General features: G+C 53.5%; 17 protein-coding genes. 5 read left to right on the top strand and 12 right to left on the bottom strand.

Going from position 1 to position 21619, the window contains the following annotated elements; all coding sequences use genetic code 11:
• Nucleotides 1-44: 44 nt before the first annotated feature.
• The 11 genes from IYV58_RS09235 to IYV58_RS09185 all read right to left on the bottom strand — a co-directional run bounded on the left by IYV58_RS09235 (nt 45) and on the right by IYV58_RS09185 (nt 13904).
• Nucleotides 45-1274: a winged helix-turn-helix domain-containing protein gene (locus IYV58_RS09235; protein ID WP_142468753.1), complete on the bottom strand. Its 1230-nt coding sequence runs from the start codon at nt 1272-1274 to the stop codon at nt 45-47.
• A gap of 46 nt (nt 1275-1320) precedes the next feature.
• Entirely contained in the window at nt 1321-2301 is a 981-nt protein-coding gene (gene lpxK, locus IYV58_RS09230; protein WP_142468754.1) for a tetraacyldisaccharide 4'-kinase, read from the bottom strand.
• Nucleotides 2298-4046 carry a lipid A ABC transporter ATP-binding protein/permease MsbA gene (gene msbA / locus IYV58_RS09225; RefSeq protein WP_004130949.1) on the bottom strand — a complete coding sequence of 583 codons (1749 nt, stop codon included), beginning with the start codon at nt 4044-4046 and terminating at the stop codon, nt 2298-2300. The genes lpxK and msbA overlap by 4 nt, the downstream gene beginning before the upstream one ends.
• A gap of 45 nt (nt 4047-4091) precedes the next feature.
• Nucleotides 4092-6347: a ComEC family protein gene (locus IYV58_RS09220; protein ID WP_195729534.1), complete on the bottom strand. Its 2256-nt coding sequence runs from the start codon at nt 6345-6347 to the stop codon at nt 4092-4094.
• 215 nt (nt 6348-6562) lie between these two features.
• Nucleotides 6563-6850 carry an integration host factor subunit beta gene (ihfB, locus tag IYV58_RS09215; RefSeq protein ID WP_004100704.1) on the bottom strand — a complete coding sequence of 96 codons (288 nt, stop codon included), beginning with the start codon at nt 6848-6850 and terminating at the stop codon, nt 6563-6565.
• 150 nt (nt 6851-7000) lie between these two features.
• On the bottom strand, nt 7001-8674 hold the full coding sequence (gene rpsA, locus IYV58_RS09210) for a 30S ribosomal protein S1 (RefSeq protein ID WP_004100702.1): 1674 nt from the start codon (nt 8672-8674) through the stop codon (nt 7001-7003).
• Between the two features lie 137 nt (nt 8675-8811).
• The gene (gene cmk / locus IYV58_RS09205) at nt 8812-9495 is read right to left on the bottom strand and encodes a (d)CMP kinase (protein WP_004130946.1); all 684 of its coding nucleotides are present in this window, start codon (nt 9493-9495) and stop codon (nt 8812-8814) included.
• Between the two features lie 171 nt (nt 9496-9666).
• Nucleotides 9667-10434, bottom strand: a complete 768-nt coding sequence (locus tag IYV58_RS09200; RefSeq protein WP_004130944.1) for a metalloprotease LoiP — start codon at nt 10432-10434, stop codon at nt 9667-9669.
• A gap of 146 nt (nt 10435-10580) precedes the next feature.
• Nucleotides 10581-11864 (bottom strand): 3-phosphoshikimate 1-carboxyvinyltransferase, encoded by a 1284-nt coding sequence (gene aroA, locus IYV58_RS09195; protein WP_004130942.1) that lies wholly within the window; start codon nt 11862-11864, stop codon nt 10581-10583.
• A gap of 72 nt (nt 11865-11936) precedes the next feature.
• Nucleotides 11937-13025 carry a 3-phosphoserine/phosphohydroxythreonine transaminase gene (serC, locus tag IYV58_RS09190; RefSeq protein ID WP_004130941.1) on the bottom strand — a complete coding sequence of 363 codons (1089 nt, stop codon included), beginning with the start codon at nt 13023-13025 and terminating at the stop codon, nt 11937-11939.
• Nucleotides 13026-13211: 186 nt separating this feature from the next.
• Entirely contained in the window at nt 13212-13904 is a 693-nt protein-coding gene (locus tag IYV58_RS09185; RefSeq protein ID WP_142446168.1) for a DUF421 domain-containing protein, read from the bottom strand.
• A 114-nt stretch (nt 13905-14018) separates the two neighbouring features.
• On the opposite strand from IYV58_RS09185, the gene ycaO reads away from it, so the two are divergent.
• The 4 genes from ycaO to pflA all read left to right on the top strand — a co-directional run bounded on the left by ycaO (nt 14019) and on the right by pflA (nt 20301).
• Nucleotides 14019-15779: a 30S ribosomal protein S12 methylthiotransferase accessory factor YcaO gene (gene ycaO / locus IYV58_RS09180; RefSeq protein WP_087830093.1), complete on the top strand. Its 1761-nt coding sequence runs from the start codon at nt 14019-14021 to the stop codon at nt 15777-15779.
• Between the two features lie 386 nt (nt 15780-16165).
• Nucleotides 16166-17023, top strand: coding sequence for a formate transporter FocA (gene focA, locus IYV58_RS09175; RefSeq protein ID WP_004849465.1), 858 nt, complete (start codon nt 16166-16168; stop codon nt 17021-17023).
• Between the two features lie 51 nt (nt 17024-17074).
• Nucleotides 17075-19357, top strand: coding sequence for a formate C-acetyltransferase (gene pflB, locus IYV58_RS09170; RefSeq protein WP_004130933.1), 2283 nt, complete (start codon nt 17075-17077; stop codon nt 19355-19357).
• Nucleotides 19358-19560: 203 nt separating this feature from the next.
• Nucleotides 19561-20301 (top strand): pyruvate formate lyase 1-activating protein, encoded by a 741-nt coding sequence (gene pflA, locus IYV58_RS09165; RefSeq protein ID WP_004871674.1) that lies wholly within the window; start codon nt 19561-19563, stop codon nt 20299-20301.
• 54 nt (nt 20302-20355) lie between these two features.
• Here the strand turns inward: pflA and IYV58_RS09160 are convergent, their stop codons facing one another.
• Entirely contained in the window at nt 20356-21213 is an 858-nt protein-coding gene (locus IYV58_RS09160) for a MurR/RpiR family transcriptional regulator (RefSeq protein ID WP_142467769.1), read from the bottom strand.
• 122 nt (nt 21214-21335) lie between these two features.
• Between IYV58_RS09160 and IYV58_RS09155 the strand changes: the two genes are divergently transcribed.
• Nucleotides 21336-21611 (top strand): PTS sugar transporter subunit IIB, encoded by a 276-nt coding sequence (locus IYV58_RS09155; RefSeq protein WP_004100672.1) that lies wholly within the window; start codon nt 21336-21338, stop codon nt 21609-21611.
• Nucleotides 21612-21619: the final 8 nt, after the last annotated feature.

Raw genomic sequence — 21619 nt, 5'->3', positions numbered from 1 at the left:
CAGATGGACCGAATAGATTCTTCAGCAGCATACCACACGTGGGCTCAGGCGGCGTCAATTTCCCAACCCTGTTGCAGGCCGGCAAAAAGCGCCGGAGGTAGCCGTCCGCAGGACACTCGCGTGGCGTCCTGCCAGAGGGCAAAATCATCGATTGCACGTTTAAGCCCTTTCTCCAGCCCGGACGTCACCTTTACCCCCTCCTCCAGCCACAGGGCGATAATTTCCAGAACGCCGGTTTTGCGGTGCATTTTGCTATCCATTCTGCCAACCAGTCTTCCCTGGTGCAGCAGCGGTAATACGAAATAGCCATACTGCCGTTTCGGCGCGGGGGTATAGCACTCCAGCCGATAGGTAAAGCTAAACAGCTGTTCAGCTCGTTTGCGATCCCATACAACCGGATCGAAAGGCGAAAGCACGGCGCTGTGACTTGCGGCGAGCCTACCGGCGGGAGAGGACTCCAGCAGCGTCAGGGCATCACGGTGGAGCCACATTTCGCCCAGCGTCTCAACGTTAACCGGCACCACCAGACCCTCGTCCTGCCAACTCGCCAGCAGCAGCGGTAGCGAGGGCTGACGCAGACGATAATAATCCGCCAGCCACTGCGCGCGAAAAATCCCCAGGCTACGAGCGCTATTGCGTAACATAATGGCTTCGGCCTGCTCCTGAGATAGCCCGTCTCGCGCATCGTCCCAGTTAGGCATGACACGATGCGTCAAATCGTAAACGCGCTGAAAATTACGCCGCTCGATAACCATCACTTCACCGGCGGTGAATAAGCCTTCGAGATGGCGCTTATGCGGCTTCCACTCCCACCATCCGCTGGCGCCTTTGCGAGGATGCTCGAAGTCGGCCGAGCGAACCGGGCCATTTTCGGCAATATGGGCCAGCAACTCCTGAATGCCCTCGGCGTGCTCGGTCATCCATGCCTGGTGATATTTCCAGCCCATTTTATCGGGCGTCAGCATGCGGTGACGCACCAGCGAAAAGTCGCTGCGCGGTAAAAAGCAGGCTTCGTGCGCCCAATACTCCATCAGCTCACCGGCGCGGAGCGCCTCGTCCAGCCAGCGCTGCGGATAGTGGCCGAGGCGGCTGAACAGCACCAGATAAGGACTGCGCGCAACAACGTTGATGGTATCGATTTGCAGCAGGGACATCTGCTTAATGGTCTGCAGAATATCCCCGGGCTTTGCGCGGCGACGGGGCTTTTTTAGCAGCCCCTGTGCGGCAAGGTGGAGATGGCGGGCTTCTTTGAGCGAGAGGGACAATACCGGCATGCAGCTTCTCCGTTAAGGGTTCCGGCGCAAGCGGTGATGGTCAAAGTCAGCGTTGCGCCAGCGTAATTAAATCAGTGAGCAACCGCTGCGCGCGTTCATCAGTCATTATCGCGTCGACCGGGAGATACCACCAGTTTGCCTGAGCAAACTCGCGGCACTTCACCGCATCTTTTTCGGTCATCAGCAGGTTTTGCTGCAGCGTCGCCAGAGCGGCAACTGCGCTCGGCGCCAATGCCTGATGATCGGCTAAGGCGACGGTTTTTACCGGCCTGACGCCGCAGCTTTCAAGAGTGGCGAAGAAGCGCGGCGGGTGGCCGATTCCGGCCATCGCCACCACGTTACCCAATGCCGCCGCATCCCGGCGTTCACCGGTCAGCAGATTTACCGCCTGCCCGGGGCGAAGCTGCATCGGGATCTCTCCCTGACGGGCGAGACCGCCGTTAACGATAACCGCATCCACGCTGCGTAACCGCGAAGCGCGCTCTCGCATGGGGCCGGCAGGCAGCCACCAGCCATTGCCAAAACGGCGCACGCCGTCAATCACCACAATTTCTTTGTCGCGTGCCAGCTTATAGTGCTGTAGGCCATCATCAGTGACGATAAGCTGAAGATCGTGAGCGGCGAGCAGGGCCTGTACCGCATCGCTGCGTACCGGCGAGACGGCAACCGGCGCGCCGGTACGCTGGTAAATCAGTACCGGCTCATCCCCCGCTTCCCCGGTGCGGGTATTCGGATTAAGCAGCAGCGGATAGCTCGCCGCTTTACCGCCGTAGCCGCGAGAAACGACGCCAACGCGAATACCGTGCTGCTGGAGCTGTTCCACCAGCCAGACGACAACCGGCGTTTTACCATTGCCGCCTGCGGTCAGGTTACCCACCACCACGACCGGCACCGGCGCTCGCCAGGCTTTTCGCCAGCCCAGTTTATAGCTAAGCCGTATCAACCCGCTCACCAGGCCATAGAGCCAGGAGAGCGGAAGCAGCAGCCGCCATAATGGCGACTCGCCGGACCAGATGCGAGCAATCATGCGCCGAACTGCATCTTATGCAGCTGAGCGTAGACGCCCTTGTGCTCAAGCAGATCGGTATGACTACCGCGTTCAACGATCTGGCCATCTTCCACCACCACGATCTCATCAGCCTGCTCAATCGTCGACAGACGGTGGGCAATAACCAGCGAGGTGCGGTTTTTCTGCAGTTCGTCCAGCGCGGCCTGAATCGCGCGTTCGGATTCGGTATCCAGCGCCGATGTGGCTTCGTCGAGGATCAGGATCGGGCTGTTACGCAGCAGGGCGCGAGCGATTGCGATACGCTGACGCTGGCCGCCGGAAAGCATCACGCCGTTTTCACCGATAATCGTATCCAGGCCATTGTCCATTTTGTTGATAAAGTCCATGGCATAAGCCATACGAGCGGCTTCTTCTATCTGCTCGCGGCTGTACTCTTCGGTACGCGCATAGGCGATGTTATTCGCTACGGTATCGTTAAAGAGATGAACATTTTGCGACACCAGCGCAACTTGATCGCGCAGGGAGCTCAGGGTGTATTCACGCAGGTCGTGGCCGTCCAGCAAGATCTGCCCATCATCGACATCGTAGAAACGCGTAATCAGGCTGGCGATGGTCGATTTACCCGAACCCGAGCGCCCTACCAGCGCCACGGTTTTCCCTTCAGGAATATTCAGGTCAATATTGCGCAGCGCGGCGACTTCACGTCCCGGGTATCTGAAGGTGACGTTTTTAAATTCGAGGTTGCCCTTCGCACGTTCGATAATCCGCGTGCCTTCATCTTTCTCCTGCTCGGAGTCAAGGATAGCGAAAAGCGTCTGACAAGCGGCCATCCCGCGCTGGAACTGCGCGTTGACGTTAGTCAGCGACTTCAGCGGGCGCATCAGCGCGATCATCGAGGAGAAAACAACGGTGATAGTCCCGGCCGTCAGCGTCTCCATCACGCTCGGGAAGCTGGCAGCATAGAGCACGAAAGCCAGGGCCAGAGAGGCGATCAGCTGAATAATCGGGTCAGAAATTGACGACGCGGAGACCATTTTCATCCCCTGCAGGCGCATTTTATTGCTGACTTTATCAAAACGTTTGGTTTCGACGGCCTGACCGCCAAACATCAGCACTTCTTTATGCCCTTTCAGCATCTGCTCTGCGCTAGTCGTCACCTGGCCCATGGTGTTCTGCATATTTTTGCTGATATTACGAAAACGCTTCGATACCACGCGAATAGCAATAGACACAATCGGCGCCAGCACGATCAGAATGACCGACAGTTGCCAGCTGTAGTAGAACATCATGACGAACAGACCAATAATCGATGCGCCTTCACGCACAACGGTAATCAGCGCGCTGGAGGAGGAAGACGCGACCTGCTCAGAATCATAGGTAATACGCGATAAAAGCGTTCCGGTGGACTGTTTGTCAAAAAAGGCAACCGGCATCCCCATCATATGGCTGAATAAACGACGGCGCATCGTCATCACGACTTTGCCGGATACCCAAGAAATACAGTAGCTTGAAACGTAGCTGGTAATGCCGCGCAGAATCATTAACCCGATCACCACCAACGGCATCCATATCAGCACGGAGCGATCCGTTTTACCAAAACCATCATCCAATAACGGTTTAAGAAGCGATAGCATGAAGGTATCACTAGCCGCGTTAAGCACTAACGCTACCGCTGCAACGATTAGCCCGGGTTTAAACGGCGCTATAATCGGCCAGAGTCGGCGGAAGGTCTGCCACGTGGAAAGATCTTTATCGTTCTGCATTCAATAAACCAGCTTGTGTTGAAATAGCCGCATATTCTACCCGTTCTACGCCTTCCCGCCAAACCACTGATGATACCAACGAGGTAAAACTTGATCCCTTAAGCCATAGATTTGCCAGCCGTCCGGGGAAAAAACAACCGTAATTTGCCCCTGATGCGGCGTATCGAACCATTGATAACTCTGATTTCGGTAGCGCTGAATCACTTTCGTTGATGGCATACGCCAGGCGTTATAGCGGGAAGCGGAAGCAAGCGCCGCCTTGCCGCCAACGCTCCGCAGCAGGGCTATCCCTGACGAGGTATTACTGCCGTGGTGCGGAACCTGGATAAGTGTAGACGCAAGATGCTGCCAGTAGTGGCTAATCATCGCCAGCTCCGCCGGCGTTTCAATATCCCCGGTCAGCAGAATACTGTACTTCCCGTCATCAATTCGCACCACGCAAGAGCGATTGTTTCCCGTTTTTGTCGCGCCGGGCAGCGGCCAGAGCGCGCGGAAGGTTAAGCCTCGCCACTGCCAGGTTTCCCCGCGCCGGCACGCTAAATGACCAGCCCAGCCCAACGGACTTCGCACCTCTGTCTGCGGCCATGCTTTTAACACTGAGTTGAGCCCACCGCGGTGATCGAGATGCTCGTGGCTGAGAACGATCCCCTCCAGCTGCAAATGATGCCAGCGTAGCCAAGGGATAATAATCTGCTGGCCGCTGTCGCCATCAGGCCAGGCAAGCCCGGTGTCATAGAGAAACGCTGCGCCCTGACGTTCAATGACCACCGCCAGCCCCTGCCCTACGTCCAGCATAGTGGCTCGCCATTCGTCAACTGAGGCGCTTCGCCAGAACGGCCTGCTCAGCAGCACGAGGCAGGTTAAGCAAAATGCGGGCGCCGTCCGCCAGGCATGAAATCGCCAGACGATCAACGCCAGCCACGGCACTATGCTTATCCCAAGCCAGCGAGCGTCGAGCCCCAGCCAGCCGGGCGGCAGCTGGCGTAATAACCAGAATAAGGCAGCCAGGATCCTGTCCGCTGATTGCCAGACCGCCATCTCAATGATAGACGGCGCGCAGAGGTGTAAAAACATGGCAGCCAGGATCAACGGGACGACGACAAAGGTCACCAGAGGCACGGCGATAAAGTTGGCGACCACCGACGTTAAGCTTATACCGTGAAACAGAGCAATCTGTAGAGGAGCGAGCAGGAACATCAATCCGATCTGCAGGTGGCATAACGCCAGGCTTTGACGCAGTAGCCAGTTCTTTTTGCCGCCCGGCATCGGCGCCAGTTGATACAAAAAAATAAGCGCCGCTACGGCGAACGCGGAGAGCCAGAGGCTTTCGGATAACATCGCCAGCGGATCGGCAAACAGTATTGCGCCAATGCAGCAGACCCATAGCTGCCATTGCGACCAGCGTTTTCCGGATAGCCTTAGCGCGCAGCCCGCAGCCAGCGCAACGCAGGTGCGCAGCGCGGGCGGCTGCATGCCGGTCAGCCCGGCGTAAAATATCGCGCTCGCCAGGCCAACGAGCAGCGGCGCTCGCCAGCCAAGCCAGCGGCACGGGAGAAAGAATTGCGCGCCCCTGAGCAGCAACCAGCCCAGAGAAGCCCCCAGCGCGATATGTAAGCCAGAAATCGCCATCAGGTGCGATATGCCGGTTTCCTGCATCAGGGATTTTATCTCGCGCGGTATCGCCAGACGCTCCCCCATGCCTAACCCTAGCATCACCGATTGCCATGGCAACGCGGCCAGGGTGTGATTCAGCGAAGCCAGATAACGCGCTCGCAAACTGCAGTTCCGCTCCCGGATTTCAGCCGTGATAAAGCGCCCGGTTAACGGACGATGCTGCGATAATGCGTAGCGTTGGCTATCAAACCCACCATCATTGAGCTGACCGTGGACCGGACGCGCCCGCAGCGTCATGGCCCAAACCTGGCCTGCGCAGGGCGTTTCTGGCAGATAGTTGCCGTAGAGGCTAATCCCCGGAGCAGGAAACAGCCGCCGCCCATCCAGACGAATAATTTTGCCCTGATGCGTTGTCTGCCCGTCCGTTGCTGTCAGCTCAACTTCAACCCGCAGATTTCTGTCCGTTAACCTCTCTGTCGGCCATAGCGTCTGGCGGGCGCTGAGCACTCCCCAGACAAAAAACAGCGTTATCAATGCCGCGTATTGCGCAGGTCTGCATCGACATTGCGCAATGAGTAGAGCCAGGACCATTAACCCCCAGGTAACCCACCGCCCGGGCAGAATGGGCAACCAGAGCAGCGGCAGGATTGCGATAATCACGCAGCCCGCAAGTTGTGGTAAACGCATGAGCACCTCCCTGTCAGAGGGAGTGTTACGCTAAACAGGAAGGCTGTCTCTGAGGACGGCGAGAAACTGCATCGCGCTATCCAGAGAATTTACTTTTCTGGTGCAAAAGGACCTGGGTTTTGCGAGGTAGCTTCAAAGAGAGATTTAAAGGCATAAAAAAAGCACCCGAGGGTGCTTTTTTAACGTTTAAGTAGGTTGTCGCCAATCGGCGAAACTTACTCTTCGTAAATATTGGCGCGGTCACGTAATTCTTTGCCCGGCTTAAAGTGGGGAACGTATTTACCTTCCAGTTCCACTTTATCGCCAGTCTTTGGGTTACGCCCGGTGCGAGGTGCTCGATAATGCAGAGAGAAGCTGCCGAAACCGCGGATTTCAATACGCTCGCCTTGAGCAAGCGTTGAGGCCATATGCTCCAGCATTTCTTTAACAGCATCTTCCACTGCTTTCGCAGGAATGTGAGATTGCTGGCTGGCAAGTCTTTCTATCAATTCTGACTTGGTCATTATTCCTCCGGTTTCCTTCAAGGCAAAATTAGCTAACAGCTTAAACAAGGGCGGCCGTAGCCGCCCTTTGTGCTTGATTACAGGACGAATCCCGCAATCTGTCAAGTAAACTCGTCATAATTCAGGTTGTTGTAACCCGAAAGACTGAGATTACTCGCCTTTAGCTGCTTTGAAAGCTTCAGCCATTGCGTTGTTAGAGAAGTTTGCATCTTCCTGTTTGTTAACAGTTGCGATTGCATCTTTCTCATCAGCTTCGTCTTTCGCACGAACAGACAGGCTGATTGCGCGGTTTTTACGATCAACGCCGGTGAATTTAGCTTCAACGTCGTCGCCAACGCTCAGAACCAGAGTTGCATCTTCAACGCGGTCACGGGAAGCTTCAGAAGCGCGCAGGTAACCTTCAACGCCGTCAGCCAGCTCTACGGTTGCGCCTTTAGCGTCAACTGCAGTAACTTTACCGTTTACGATTGCGCCTTTCTTGTTCAGTGCAACCCAGTTGTTGAACGGATCTTCTGCGAGCTGTTTAACGCCCAGAGAGATACGCTCACGCTCTGCGTCAACCTGCAGAACAACTGCTGCGATTTCGTCGCCTTTTTTGTATTCACGAACTGCTTCTTCGCCTGCAACGTTCCAGGAGATGTCAGACAGGTGAACCAGGCCATCGATGCCGCCGTCCAGGCCGATGAAGATACCGAAGTCAGTGATAGACTTGATTTTACCTTCAACACGGTCGCCCTTGTTGTGGGTTTCCGCGAACTGCTGCCATGGGTTGTTTTTGCACTGCTTCAGGCCCAGAGAGATACGACGACGTTCTTCGTCGATATCCAGAACCATAACTTCCACTACATCGCCAACGTTAACAACTTTGGACGGGTGGATGTTTTTGTTGGTCCAGTCCATTTCGGAAACGTGAACCAGGCCTTCAACGCCTTCTTCGATTTCAACGAAGCAGCCGTAGTCGGTCAGGTTGGTCACGCGACCGGTCAGCTTGGTACCTTCCGGATAACGTTTAGCGATAGCTACCCACGGATCTTCGCCCAGCTGTTTCAGGCCCAGAGATACACGAGTACGTTCGCGGTCGAACTTCAGCACTTTAACAGTGATTTCATCGCCAACGTTTACGATTTCGCTCGGATGCTTAACGCGTTTCCATGCCATATCGGTAATGTGCAGCAGGCCGTCAACGCCGCCCAGATCAACGAATGCACCGTAGTCAGTGAGGTTCTTAACGATACCTTTAACTTCCATGCCTTCCTGCAGGTTTTCCAGCAGCTGATCGCGCTCTGCGCTGTTTTCGGATTCGATAACGGCACGACGAGAAACAACAACGTTGTTACGTTTCTGGTCCAGCTTGATGACTTTGAATTCAAGCTCTTTGCCTTCCAGGTGCAGCGTATCGCGCACCGGACGAACGTCTACCAGGGAGCCCGGCAGGAACGCACGAATACCATTCAGCTCAACAGTGAAGCCACCTTTAACTTTGCCGTTGATAATACCGACTACAGTTTCAGCGTCTTCGTAAGCTTTTTCCAGCGTGATCCAAGCTTCGTGACGTTTAGCTTTCTCACGGGACAGCAGGGTTTCACCGAAGCCGTCTTCTACTGCATCCAGAGCAACGTCAACTTCGTCACCAACCTGGATTTCCAGCTCGCCCTGGGCGTTTTTGAACTGCTCTGCCGGAATGGCAGACTCAGATTTCAGACCGGCGTCAACCAGTACTACGTCTTTGTCGATAGCAACAACAACACCACGAACGATGGAACCCGGACGGGTTTCGATTGTTTTTAAGGATTCTTCAAATAGTTGAGCAAAAGATTCAGTCATGTTTAATCTTCAGGTTTCATATTTAACGTCCACCTGGCTCCATGCCGGATGGGGTTGTTTAACATACCCGCTAACACTCCATTGCTGCGGGGGTACTGCTATAATTCGGAGGCTGTTGTGCTTTATCGATAAGACGATTAAGCGGAAGCCAGTTTTTCGCGCGCATAGTGTAGCGCTTTTTCAATCACTTGCTCAATGTTTAGTTCTGTTGAATCAAGAACTAAAGCATCGACAGCCGGGATCAGGGGCGCGACTGTACGATTGCGGTCGCGATCGTCGCGCTCTTTTATCTCGGATAAAAGGCGATCAAAGTTAACACTAAAGCCCTTCTCCTGCAACTGGAGCATGCGGCGATGAGCACGTTCCTCCGCGGAGGCGTCAAGGAAAATTTTCACTGGCGCATCAGGGAATACGACAGTTCCCATATCGCGCCCGTCGGCGATCAGGCCAGGCAATTCGCGGAAGGCCCGCTGACGACGCAGCAACGCTTCACGCACGCGCGGAAAGGCAGCCACTTTAGATGCCGTGTTGGCAACATCCTGCGTGCGAATTTCAGCGCTGACGTCCTCTCCCTCCAGCACCACTTCCAGGCTGCCGTCAGTGGAGACAAAACGAACATCCAGGTGCGCAGCCAGCGGCACCAGCGCCTCTTCGGATTCCACATCAACATGGTGATGCAGCGCAGCGAGAGCAAGCACGCGATAAATCGCCCCAGAATCGAGCAGATGCCAGCCCAGCGTTTCTGCCATTGCCTTGCATAACGTGCCTTTGCCCGCACCGCCAGGCCCATCAATGGTGATTACCGGAACTGTTGCCGTCATCTTTTTCTCCTTCAGCAAGGCGCATAAATATATAAACGCCGCGCATTATACGCATCTCTACGACGGAAAGTGAGTATTGCTTTTAAATTACGGATAAGTGGAAATCTAATGCGGAAGAATTGTGCAATTATAGCGGGCTGATGGAGTATCAGCCCGGAAGATAACGCAGTTTTACTTTTTATCTTCAGCGATACGGTCACGGATATGCTGCGCGCGTTCAGCTGAAGGCGGGTGTGAATCGAACAGAGATTTACTGTGGCCGGCGTCAAGGCTGGCCAGTTTGTCGAAGCTTCCCACCAGCCCCTGAGTGCTGATGTTGCGCTTTTTCAGCAGATCGTAGGAGAAATCATCAGCATCCGACTCTTGAGAGCGGGAGAAAGCAGAGTTAACCATCCCCTCAGCGATATCGCCCAGCTGCGATTTAGACAAGCTTGCAGCCGCTTCGCTGGTAGATGAAATTGCATCGCGCGCGGCAATAGTCGCATACGCGGTTTGCATCGCTTTGCGCGAATGTCCCAGCGCTACGTGGCCCAGCTCATGGCCCAGAACCGCTTCAACTTCATTATCGGTCATCATGTCCATCAGGCCGCTATAGACGCGGACGCAGCCGTTGGCCATTGCCCAGGCGTTGACGTCTGATGTCATGTAAACCTTATAGTTTACCGGGGTTCCATTGATATTATTTCCTAACGCTTTGGCAATTTTATTCAGGCGTTTAGTGTACTTACTTGAAGCACCGGCCTTTTTATTTTCGCTATCCATTTGCTTACAGGCATCGTCGGAAAGCGTTTTGACTTCAGCGTCAGAAAGCGTTGCCGCTTTATAGGCCGTCATCCCTGAACTTACGAGGGCGTTGGCGTCCATCCCCTGCATATTTTTACAACCTGCCAACAACGTGGCGGAAACCGCTAAAGCCAGCATTAATTTTGTATTTTTCATATCAATCATCCATTGATTACCATAATAAATGCTTATAAATCCTGCATTTACAAGCAGCCAAGGCTAGCATTTAGATTCCCGCCCGACAAGCAGGCATAAAAAACGCCGACACGATGGTCGGCGTTTTTACCTTAAACGCGCGTTACTCAGGCCAGCGTACTGATTCGCGCCAGCTGCTCGAAGTAGTCCGGAAACGTTTTCGCCGTACACTTCGGGTCAAGGATGGTGACTGGCGTATCGGAAAGCGCCACTAGCGAGAAGCACATTGCCATACGATGGTCGTTATAGGTGCCGATCTCAGCAAACTGAAGCTTCGCAGGTGGAGTAATGCGGATGTAATCCTCCCCCTCTTCAACCTCTGCTCCCACTTTACGTAGCTCCGTGGCCATAGCAAACAGACGGTCAGTCTCTTTGACACGCCAGTTATAGATGTTGCGTAGAGTCGTGGTGCCTTTTGCAAACAGGGCTGCCGTGGCGATCGTCATCGCCGCATCCGGAATATGGTTCATATCCATATCGATGGCGTTCAGTTCACCATGAGTGCAGGCAATGTAGTCATCGCCCCAGGTGACGGTTGCGCCCATTTTTTCCAGCACATCGGCAAAACGGATATCGCCCTGTACGCTGTTACGGCCAATACCGGTGACCTTCACCGTACCGCCTTTGATCGCGCCAGCGGCGAGGAAGTAGGATGCCGAGGAGGCATCGCCTTCAACCAGGTAGTCGCCCGGCGAGCGGTAGTGTTGATTGCCACGCACGATAAAGCGCTGGTAAGACTGGTTTTCAACCTCAACGCCAAAGGTTTTCATCAGATGCAGCGTGATATCGATATAGGGTTTGGAAACCAGATCGCCTTTAATCGCGATGACGGTATCCTGAGGCGCCAGTGGGGCGGTCATCAGGAGCGCGGTCAGAAACTGGCTGGATACGCTGCCGTCCACTTCAACCTGGCCGCCGCTGAAACCGCCACGCAGACGCAGCGGCGGGTAGTTTTCCTGCTCCAGGTAATCAATCTGCGCCCCGCCCTGACGCAGCGCGTCAACCAGGTGGCCAATCGGCCGCTCTTTCATTCGCGGCTCGCCGGTCAGCACAATATCGTTACGGCCTAAACATAACGCAGCCGCCAGCGGACGCATCGCCGTTCCGGCATTACCGAGGAACAGTTCTAATGCTTCAGCCGCCTGCAGAGGGCCACCGTTGCCGATGACTTCACAGCGGGTACGATCGGAAGACAGGGTATAATGAACTCCCAGTGCGCTCAGGGCATTCAGCATGTGGCGTACATCGTCGCTATCCAGCAGGTTGGTCAGCACCGTAGTGCCACGGGCCAAAGCCGCCAGCAGCAAGGCACGATTAGAGACACTCTTGGACCCGGGCAGGTTAATCGTGCCATCTACGCGTGCGATGGGTTGTAACGTCAGGGATTCCATTAAACTCAACTCTCAAACAAACAGAATAAAAACCCCGCAGAGCGGCTGCGGGGATGAAAAACACGACAGCGATCAACCGTGACGGCGTTCGAAGTCCTGCATAAAGTCGGTCAGCGCCTTCACGCCCGCCAACGGCATAGCGTTATAGATGGAAGCACGCATGCCGCCCACGACGCGGTGGCCCTTCAGCGCATGCAGACCGGCGGCAAATGACTCTTCGAGGAACAGTTTATCAAGCGCGCTGTCCGCCAGTTGGAACGGCACGTTCATGCGCGAGCGGTTCGCCGCAGCGACATCGTTGCGATAGAAACCGCTGTTATCGATGGTGCTGTAGAGCAGGTCGGCTTTCTGCTGGTTAATTTTATCCATAACGGCAACCCCGCCCTGCTCTTTCAGCCACTTAAACACCAGACCTGACAGGTACCAGGCAAATGTCGGCGGCGTGTTAAACATGGAGTCATTGGCGGAGAGAATGGAGTAATCCAGAATCGATGGACAGGCTACACTGGCTTTACCGAGCAGATCTTCGCGCACAATAATCAGCGTCAGTCCTGCAGGACCGATGTTTTTCTGCGCGCCCGCGTAGATCACGCCATAGCGGCTAACGTCAATTTCACGAGATAAAATCGTCGATGACAAATCCGCCGTGACGACCACATCGTCGCCAAAGTTTGGCGCTTCTTCAATGGCAATACCGTCAATGGTTTCGTTCGGGCAGTAGTGCAGGTAGGCAGCGCCCGGGGTCAGTTGCCACTCGCTCATCGGCTTAACCGCGCGCAGGCCGTCAACGGTGATTTTGGCGTCGATCACGTTCGGCGTGCAGTATTTATGCGCTTCTTTTACCGCGCTGGCCGCCCAGTAGCCGGCATCGACGTAGTCGGCAACGGTTTTATCGCCAAGCAGGTTCAGCGGGATACCAGCAAACTGTCCGCGACCGCCGCCGTGGCAGAATAAAACTTTATAATTGGAAGGAATATTGAGCAGGGAGCGAAAATCCTGTTCCGCTTCTTCAGCCACCTTAATGAACTCTTTACCACGGTGGCTGATTTCCATCACCGACGTCCCCAAACCGTTCCAGTCGCACAGTTCCTTTTGTGCCAGTTTGAGTACTTCCGCCGGCAGCATTGCCGGGCCTGAACTGAAGTTATAGACCTGAGCCATTTCCCCTCACCACTTGCTATGTTATTTACCCGCGAACCGTCGCGGGCATAAGTTATTCCTGTGGCTATCGGTTTTATCATTCAGTGACACACACCGCAATGGCTAAAACTGAGCGTCGGGGAAATGCGGTCTCGCTCACACAAAAGAATCTGCCAGCTTGACGTCATAAAACCGACATAATTGCTGTCAGGTGACTCTTTTTGCCCGGCTGACCTTCGACCATTCTGCATTTGCGCAGCGAGGGCATAATTGTTTATCCCCGGCTCGTAGCGTAAGGATTGCGCTGCAGCGGACGCAGGCATACTCGTCGTCCCGGGGTATAGTGGTAAAACGCTCGGTAAAGCGAGAAGGAAGAATGGAGAGTCCGGCTTTAACATCATCATCCTCATAGAAATAGAGGCTGATCTGGCCGTTGGTTTCCAGAATAGCCAGCCGCACCTGCCCCAGTTGCTCAACCCCGCTGGTTCTTAGTTCCATAAAAAATTCAAATTCGGTCATGTTTTCCGCCTGCAGTTTCTCCCAGGCCAGCTCGCCTTTTTCCACAACAATAATCGGCTTACCTTCAAGCAGATCCTCCAGTTTTTCGCTATGCCCCATCAGCCACATAATCAATCGATACAACAGCGCCAGCGTGATAAAAACCGCCAGTACCGGTAGCATAGGGACGTCATCGTAAAATGCGACGTCGCCCGCGGCCGAACCGAGAGTCAAAATGATGAGGACTTCGAACAGAGACATCTGACGAACGCCCCGCCGCCCGGTTATCTTGAGAAAAATAAATACCAGTACGAAGGTGTAGAGGCTCCGTAATGCCACCTCGGCCAAAAATTCCACGGGCACTTTATCCAGTGCCATACGATGCCAGTCAAATGTCTTCATGATTAACGCCTGAACAGTTATTGAGTGACATAAGCATAGCCAGACGATGGAGATAGCACCCGTCATCTAAAACCCGTATCATTGCGCGCTTTACGTACGATAAAAGTGACTGCCATGACTCAAACATTTATACCCGGCAAAGATGCCGCCCTGGAAGATTCCATCGCTCGCTTCCAGCAGAAGTTGCTCGACCTCGGATTTGATATTGAAGAGGCCTCATGGCTCAACCCGGTACCGCACGTCTGGTCAGTGCATATCCGCGATAAAGAGTGCGCCCTGTGCTTCACCAACGGTAAAGGCGCCACCAAAAAAGCCGCGCTGGCCTCCGCGCTCGGTGAGTACTTTGAGCGCCTCTCAACTAACTATTTCTTTGCCGATTTCTGGCTGGGCGAGACCATCGCGAACGGCCCTTTCGTCCATTACCCTAATGAAAAATGGTTCCCGTTAACCGACGATGATGAAGTGCCGGAAGGCCTGCTGGATGCTCGCCTGCGCGCGTTCTATGATCCTGACGAGCAGTTAACCGCCAGTATGCTGGTCGATCTACAGTCTGGTAATGACGAGCGCGGCGTCTGCGGCCTGCCGTTCACCCGTCAGTCTGATGGTGAAACGGTCTATATTCCGATGAATATTGTCGGCAACCTGTACGTTTCTAACGGGATGTCCGCGGGCAACACCCGCAACGAAGCCCGCGTTCAGGGGCTTTCGGAAGTGTTTGAACGCCATATTAAGAACCGCATTATCGCCGAGAGCATCAGCCTGCCGGAGATCCCTGCGGAAGTGATGGCGCGCTATCCGGGCGTAGTAGAATCGATCAATAAGCTGGAGGCCGAAGGCTTCCCGATTTTCGCTTATGACGGTTCGCTCGGCGGCAAATATCCGGTTATCTGCGTCGTGCTTTTTAACCCGGCTAACGGCACCTGTTTCGCCTCTTTCGGCGCGCATCCCGATTTCGGCGTGGCGCTGGAGCGTACCGTTACCGAACTACTACAGGGCCGCAGCCTGAAAGATCTCGACGTCTTCACGCCGCCAACCTTCGATGATGAAGAAGTCGCCGAACATGCGAACCTTGAAACGCACTTTATCGACTCCAGCGGCCTGATCTCCTGGGATATGTTTAAACAGGATGCCGACTATCCGTTCGTGGACTGGAACTTCTCCGGGACCACGGATGAAGAGTTCGCCACTCTTATGGCTATCTTTAAACAAGAAGATAAAGAAGTTTACATCGCTGATTACGAACACCTGAGCGTCTACGCCTGCCGCATCATTGTACCTGGCATGTCTGATATCTATCCGGCAGAAGACCTCTGGCTGGCGAATAACAGCATGGGCGCGCCTCTGCGGGAAACGATTCTTTCCCTGCCGGAAAGCGAGTGGGAAAAAGAGGATTATTTAGCGCTTATCGAACAAATGGACGATGAAGGCCTCGATGATTTCACCCGCGTGCGCGAACTGTTGGGTCTGGCGACCGGTAAAGACAACGGCTGGTATACCCTGCGCATTGGCGAGCTGAAAGCAATGCTGGCGCTGGCGGGCGGCGATCTCGAGCAGGCGTTGATCTGGACCGAGTGGACGATGGAGTTCAACGCCTCCATCTTTAGCGCCGAGCGCGCCAATTACTACCGCTGCCTGCAAACCCTGCTGCTGCTGAGCCAGGAAGAGGAGCGTCAGCCGCTGCAGTATCTGAACGCTTTTGTACGCATGTACGGCGCCGATGCCGTAGAAGCCGCCAGCGCCGCGCTGAGCGGAGAAGCGCCGTTCTATGGCCTGCAGGCAGTGGACAGCGATCTGCTTGCGTTCCCGGCTCATCAGTCGCTGCTGAAAGCTTACGAAAAGCTGCAGCGCGCAAAAGCAGCATTCTGGGGTAAATAAGCGCACTTTACCGCCGCAATAACCCTATGATGGGGGCCAGTAAAGGCCCCCGTTTTTTATGCTTTCCGCAACCCCAAAGCCAAGTTGTAGCCATAAAGTTAATTAGTAGTGAGAAATAATAAAATCCCACCGCAAATATTGTTAATTTTAATAAAAATACCCCATTTTAATTAACCGAAAAACGGGGGTAAAATGAAAACAATCAACATTATTTGTAAATTTTAAAATTTATTTTTCCATTAAAAAACAAAAAGTTAACTCAACAAATATGCAAATCCACACACTAAAAAGGCCTATAGTTCCGGTAGGATATGATCTACATCAAATTCCCTTCTATAATGCTTTGTTAGTATCTCACCGCCAACTTACATAAAGAGAGAGTTAGTGTGAAAGCTGACAACCCTTTTGATCTTTTACTCCCTGCTGCCATGGCGAAAGTCGCCGAAGAAGCAGGTGTCTATAAAGCGACAAAACATCCGATAAAGACGTTTTATCTGGCTATCACCGCAGGTGTCTTCATCTCTATCGCTTTTGTTTTCTATATTACCGCGACAACCGGCACGGCCGGGATGCCATTCGGGGTTGCCAAACTGATTGGAGGCATCTGCTTCTCACTGGGTTTGATTCTCTGCGTTATTTGCGGTGCCGACCTGTTTACCTCAACCGTTCTTATCGTTGTCGCGAAAGCCAGCGGAAGAATCACGTGGGGTCAACTGGCGAAAAACTGGCTCAACGTCTATGTTGGTAACCTGATTGGTTGCTTACTGTTTGTATTGCTGATGTGGCTTTCAGGCGAATATATGACTGCCAACGGTCAATGGGGACTTAACGTTCTGCAAACCGCCGACCACAAAATGCACCATACTTTTGTTGAAGCCGTGTGCCTGGGTATCCTGGCAAACCTGATGGTCTGCCTTGCGGTATGGATGAGCTACTCCGGCCGTAGCCTGATGGATAAAGCCATGATTATGGTTTTACCGGTGGCAATGTTTGTTGCCAGCGGGTTTGAGCATAGTATCGCGAACATGTTTATGATCCCGCTGGGTATCGTTATCCGCGACTTTGCAAGCCCGGAATTCTGGACCGCAGTTGGTTCAACTCCGGAAAGTTTCTCTCACCTGACCGTCATGAACTTCATCACTGATAACCTGATTCCGGTAACTATCGGGAACATCATCGGCGGTGGTCTGCTGGTTGGGTTGACATACTGGGTCATTTACCTGCGTGGCGACGACCATCACTAAGGGTTGTTTCAGGCAGTAAATAAAAAATCCACTTAAGAAGGTAGGTGTTACATGTCCGAGCTTAATGAAAAGTTAGCCACAGCCTGGGAAGGTTTTGCGAAAGGTGACTGGCAGAACGAAGTCAACGTCCGCGACTTCATCCAGAAAAACTATACCCCGTACGAAGGTGACGAGTCCTTCCTGGCTGGCGCAACTGACGCGACCACCAAGCTGTGGGACACCGTAATGGAAGGCGTTAAACAGGAAAACCGCACTCACGCGCCTGTTGATTTTGATACTTCCCTTGCATCCACCATCACTTCTCATGACGCTGGCTACATCGAGAAAGGTCTCGAGAAAATCGTTGGTCTGCAGACTGAAGCTCCGCTGAAACGCGCGATTATCCCGTTCGGCGGCATCAAAATGGTAGAAGGTTCCTGCAAAGCGTACGATCGCGAGCTGGACCCGATGCTGAAGAAAATCTTCACTGAATACCGTAAAACTCACAACCAGGGCGTGTTTGACGTTTACACCAAAGACATCCTGAACTGCCGTAAATCTGGTGTTCTGACCGGTCTGCCGGATGCCTATGGCCGTGGTCGTATCATCGGTGACTACCGTCGCGTTGCGCTGTACGGTATCGACTTCCTGATGAAAGACAAATACGCTCAGTTCGTTTCTCTGCAAGAGAAACTGGAAAACGGCGAAGATCTGGAAGCAACCATCCGTCTGCGCGAAGAAATCTCTGAACAGCACCGCGCGCTGGGTCAGATCAAAGAAATGGCGGCTAAATATGGCTGCGATATCTCTGGTCCTGCTACCACCGCTCAGGAAGCTATCCAGTGGACCTACTTCGGTTACCTGGCTGCCGTAAAATCTCAGAACGGCGCGGCAATGTCCTTCGGTCGTACCTCCAGCTTCCTGGACATCTTCATCGAACGTGACCTGAAAGCCGGTAAAATCACCGAGCAAGACGCACAGGAAATGATTGACCACCTGGTCATGAAACTGCGTATGGTTCGTTTCCTGCGTACCCCTGAATATGATGAACTGTTCTCTGGCGACCCGATCTGGGCAACAGAATCTATCGGCGGTATGGGCGTTGACGGCCGTACTCTGGTCACCAAAAACAGCTTCCGTTTCCTGAACACCCTGTACACCATGGGGCCGTCTCCGGAACCGAACATCACCATTCTGTGGTCTGAAAAACTGCCGCTGAGCTTCAAAAAATACGCCGCGAAAGTGTCCATCGATACCTCTTCTCTGCAGTACGAGAACGATGACCTGATGCGTCCTGACTTCAACAACGATGACTACGCTATCGCTTGCTGCGTAAGCCCGATGGTTGTTGGTAAGCAAATGCAGTTCTTCGGCGCGCGTGCTAACCTGGCGAAAACCATGCTGTACGCAATCAACGGCGGCGTTGATGAAAAACTGAAAATGCAGGTTGGTCCTAAATCTGAACCGATCAAAGGCGACGTTCTGAACTTCGACGAAGTGATGGACCGCATGGATCACTTCATGGACTGGCTGGCTAAACAGTACGTCACTGCGCTGAACATCATCCACTACATGCACGACAAGTACAGCTACGAAGCTTCCCTGATGGCGCTGCACGACCGTGATGTTATCCGCACCATGGCATGTGGTATCGCAGGTCTGTCCGTTGCGGCTGACTCCCTGTCTGCAATCAAATATGCGAAAGTCAAACCGATTCGTGACGAAAACGGTCTGGCTGTCGACTTCGAAATCGAAGGCGAATACCCGCAGTTTGGTAACAACGACTCTCGCGTCGATGATATGGCCGTTGACCTGGTTGAACGTTTCATGAAGAAAATTCAGAAACTGCACACCTACCGCAACGCTATCCCGACTCAGTCCGTTCTGACCATCACCTCTAACGTTGTGTATGGTAAGAAAACCGGCAACACCCCTGACGGTCGTCGCGCTGGCGCTCCGTTCGGACCAGGTGCTAACCCGATGCACGGCCGTGACCAGAAAGGCGCTGTTGCCTCTCTGACCTCCGTTGCAAAACTGCCGTTTGCTTACGCGAAAGATGGTATTTCTTACACCTTCTCTATCGTGCCGAACGCGCTGGGTAAAGACGACGAAGTTCGTAAAACTAACCTCGCCGGCCTGATGGATGGTTACTTCCACCACGAAGCGTCCATCGAAGGCGGTCAGCATCTGAACGTCAACGTTATGAACCGCGAAATGCTGCTCGACGCGATGGAAAACCCGGAAAAATATCCGCAGCTGACCATCCGCGTATCCGGCTACGCAGTACGTTTTAACTCCCTGACTAAAGAACAGCAGCAGGACGTTATTACTCGTACCTTCACTCAGACCATGTAATGGTATTGACTGAAATCGTACAGTAAAAAGCGTACAATAAAGGCTCCACGCAAGTGGGGCCTTTTTAGCAATATCATCCTGCCCCAGTCTCTTTTGTCTGCTGTCTATACTTTATGGATAACAGCCAAAACAGACTCGACATAGCCTTTGAGCTGTGCATCTACATAGGCCCCGGATGGGCCAAATTCGGAGATATCACCGCAATGTCAACAATTGGTCGCATTCACTCCTTTGAATCCTGTGGCACCGTCGATGGCCCGGGGATTCGCTTTATCACCTTCTTCCAGGGCTGCCTGATGCGCTGCCTCTATTGCCACAACCGCGATACCTGGGATACCCACGGCGGCAAAGAGATTACCGTTGAAGAGCTGATGAAAGAGGTGGTGACCTATCGCCACTTTATGAACGCTTCCGGCGGCGGCGTGACGGCATCCGGCGGCGAGGCTATCCTGCAGGCCGAATTTGTTCGCGACTGGTTCCGCGCCTGTAAGAAAGAAGGTATTCATACCTGTCTCGATACCAACGGCTTTGTGCGCCGCTACGATCCGGTTATTGATGAACTGCTGGAGGTCACCGACCTGGTGATGCTCGATCTCAAGCAAATGAATGATGAGATTCACCAGAACCTGGTCGGCGTCTCTAATCATCGGACGCTGGAGTTTGCCCGCTATCTGTCAAACAAAAACATCAACGTCTGGATCCGCTACGTTGTGGTTCCGGGCTGGTCCGACGACGACGATTCCGCACATCGCTTGGGCGAGTTTACCCGTGACATGGGCAACGTCGAGAAAATCGAACTGCTGCCGTACCACGAGCTGGGCAAGCACAAATGGGTAGCCATGGGCGAAGAGTACAAGCTGGACGGCGTCCATCCGCCGAAGAAAGAGACCATGGAACGCGTGAAGGGCATTCTGGAACAGTACGGTCATAAAGTGATGTACTAAAATCCCCGCCCGGTAGAGACTGCGCTACCGGGTGTTTCCCCAACAAAATCAGCGTCAGGACATAAAATATTCCGACAGCTTATTCGCCACGCTCTCAATCGAGAAAATGCGCTTCTGATGCGCTTTTCGGTATTCCGCATAGCGTTCATCCTGCTCTTCCAGCGCGCTGAGGATCCGGTCGGCCACCATCATTGCGCCGGCGATTTCCGCAAACCCCGACTCCCCTTCCCCCTGTAAAGCCACCGCCGCCTGAAGATTCCAGTCAGATAAACGGGCCAGCGGCGCAAACGTCCCGCGGGTCAGCGACAAAATTTTAACGCCCTGCTGCTTTGCCAGCGACAGGGCCTGCATCATATCCGCCGATGCCTGTTCGCTGTGAACGACGATGATGCCGGTTTTTTGACTGTCAGCCAGCAGCGGCATCGCCGCCGGATAGGAGCGATCGATAAAGCTGGCTGCCTTACCCATATTGATTAAATTCATCTGCAGGAATAACGCCACCGGCACCGCCGTGCCCACGGCATAGATAGCAATGCTGTTCAGGGAGTTAAGCCAGTCAGCCGCGGCTTTCAGCTCCTGGCTATCGACAATGGCATTACTGTCGCGAATGCTCGCCAGCACCGGCGCAATCTCTTCGCTCTCGTTGCTAGCGCTGTCTTCCGAGCGCGCGGCGCCCTGCTCCATCGCCAGCGCCGTTCTGAAATCCGAGAAACCTTTAAAACCAAAGGCCCGACAAAAACGGGTGATGCTCCCCTCACTGGTATCAATGGAGTCGGCCAGTTCTGAAATCGTGTGACGCATCACAAAGTCAGGATTTTCCGTGATAAAACGGCCCACTTTCTCCAGTATCGGGCTTAGTCCTGAAGCTCCATTTCTTATGCTAATCAACAAGTTATTGTCTATATGGCTCATTTTTTGCCCTATTTGCTCAAAATGCAATCACAATCACATCTTTCGGCCTGCGGTAAAGATAATAATTATTATCTCACACAAATAAATAAAAATAATTATTTTTACACGCAGGAGAACATCGAATGAAAGGTCTCATAGTCTGTCGTACCGGTATGGGCAGCTCCTTAATGCTCAAAATCAAAGCCCAAAAAATCATCGACAAACACGGCTGGGATATCGAGCTGGAACATGACGTCCTCTCAGGCTTACGCACCTGGCGAGATATTGATTTTGTCATCACTATGCGCGATCTCACCGACGAAGTCGAAGCCGCCGGATTCAGAGCGGTCGGCATCACCGACCTGATGAACAGTGAAGAGATGGAGTCTGCGCTCACCGACATCGTTCAAAGCAACTAACCTCTCCC

Source organism: Klebsiella sp. BDA134-6 (assembly GCF_015601345.1).
GTDB classification, from domain to species: Bacteria; Pseudomonadota; Gammaproteobacteria; order Enterobacterales; family Enterobacteriaceae; genus Klebsiella; species Klebsiella grimontii.
This window is presented reverse-complemented; position numbering and strand designations above follow the sequence as displayed.

What these genes read in the sequence shown, in the direction of transcription:
- IYV58_RS09235 (WP_142468753.1), bottom strand. Translation starts at nt 1,274, where the DNA reads ATGCCGGTATTGTCCCTCTCGCTCAAAGAAGCCCGCCATCTCCACCTT.
- lpxK (WP_142468754.1), bottom strand. Translation starts at nt 2,301, where the DNA reads ATGATTGCTCGCATCTGGTCCGGCGAGTCGCCATTATGGCGGCTGCTG.
- msbA (WP_004130949.1), bottom strand. Translation starts at nt 4,046, where the DNA reads ATGCAGAACGATAAAGATCTTTCCACGTGGCAGACCTTCCGCCGACTC.
- IYV58_RS09220 (WP_195729534.1), bottom strand. Translation starts at nt 6,347, where the DNA reads ATGCGTTTACCACAACTTGCGGGCTGCGTGATTATCGCAATCCTGCCG.
- ihfB (WP_004100704.1), bottom strand. Translation starts at nt 6,850, where the DNA reads ATGACCAAGTCAGAATTGATAGAAAGACTTGCCAGCCAGCAATCTCAC.
- rpsA (WP_004100702.1), bottom strand. Translation starts at nt 8,674, where the DNA reads ATGACTGAATCTTTTGCTCAACTATTTGAAGAATCCTTAAAAACAATC.
- cmk (WP_004130946.1), bottom strand. Translation starts at nt 9,495, where the DNA reads ATGACGGCAACAGTTCCGGTAATCACCATTGATGGGCCTGGCGGTGCG.
- IYV58_RS09200 (WP_004130944.1), bottom strand. Translation starts at nt 10,434, where the DNA reads ATGAAAAATACAAAATTAATGCTGGCTTTAGCGGTTTCCGCCACGTTG.
- aroA (WP_004130942.1), bottom strand. Translation starts at nt 11,864, where the DNA reads ATGGAATCCCTGACGTTACAACCCATCGCACGCGTAGATGGCACGATT.
- serC (WP_004130941.1), bottom strand. Translation starts at nt 13,025, where the DNA reads ATGGCTCAGGTCTATAACTTCAGTTCAGGCCCGGCAATGCTGCCGGCG.
- IYV58_RS09185 (WP_142446168.1), bottom strand. Translation starts at nt 13,904, where the DNA reads ATGAAGACATTTGACTGGCATCGTATGGCACTGGATAAAGTGCCCGTG.
- ycaO (WP_087830093.1), top strand. Translation starts at nt 14,019, where the DNA reads ATGACTCAAACATTTATACCCGGCAAAGATGCCGCCCTGGAAGATTCC.
- pflB (WP_004130933.1), top strand. Translation starts at nt 17,075, where the DNA reads ATGTCCGAGCTTAATGAAAAGTTAGCCACAGCCTGGGAAGGTTTTGCG.
- pflA (WP_004871674.1), top strand. Translation starts at nt 19,561, where the DNA reads ATGTCAACAATTGGTCGCATTCACTCCTTTGAATCCTGTGGCACCGTC.
- IYV58_RS09160 (WP_142467769.1), bottom strand. Translation starts at nt 21,213, where the DNA reads ATGAGCCATATAGACAATAACTTGTTGATTAGCATAAGAAATGGAGCT.
- IYV58_RS09155 (WP_004100672.1), top strand. Translation starts at nt 21,336, where the DNA reads ATGAAAGGTCTCATAGTCTGTCGTACCGGTATGGGCAGCTCCTTAATG.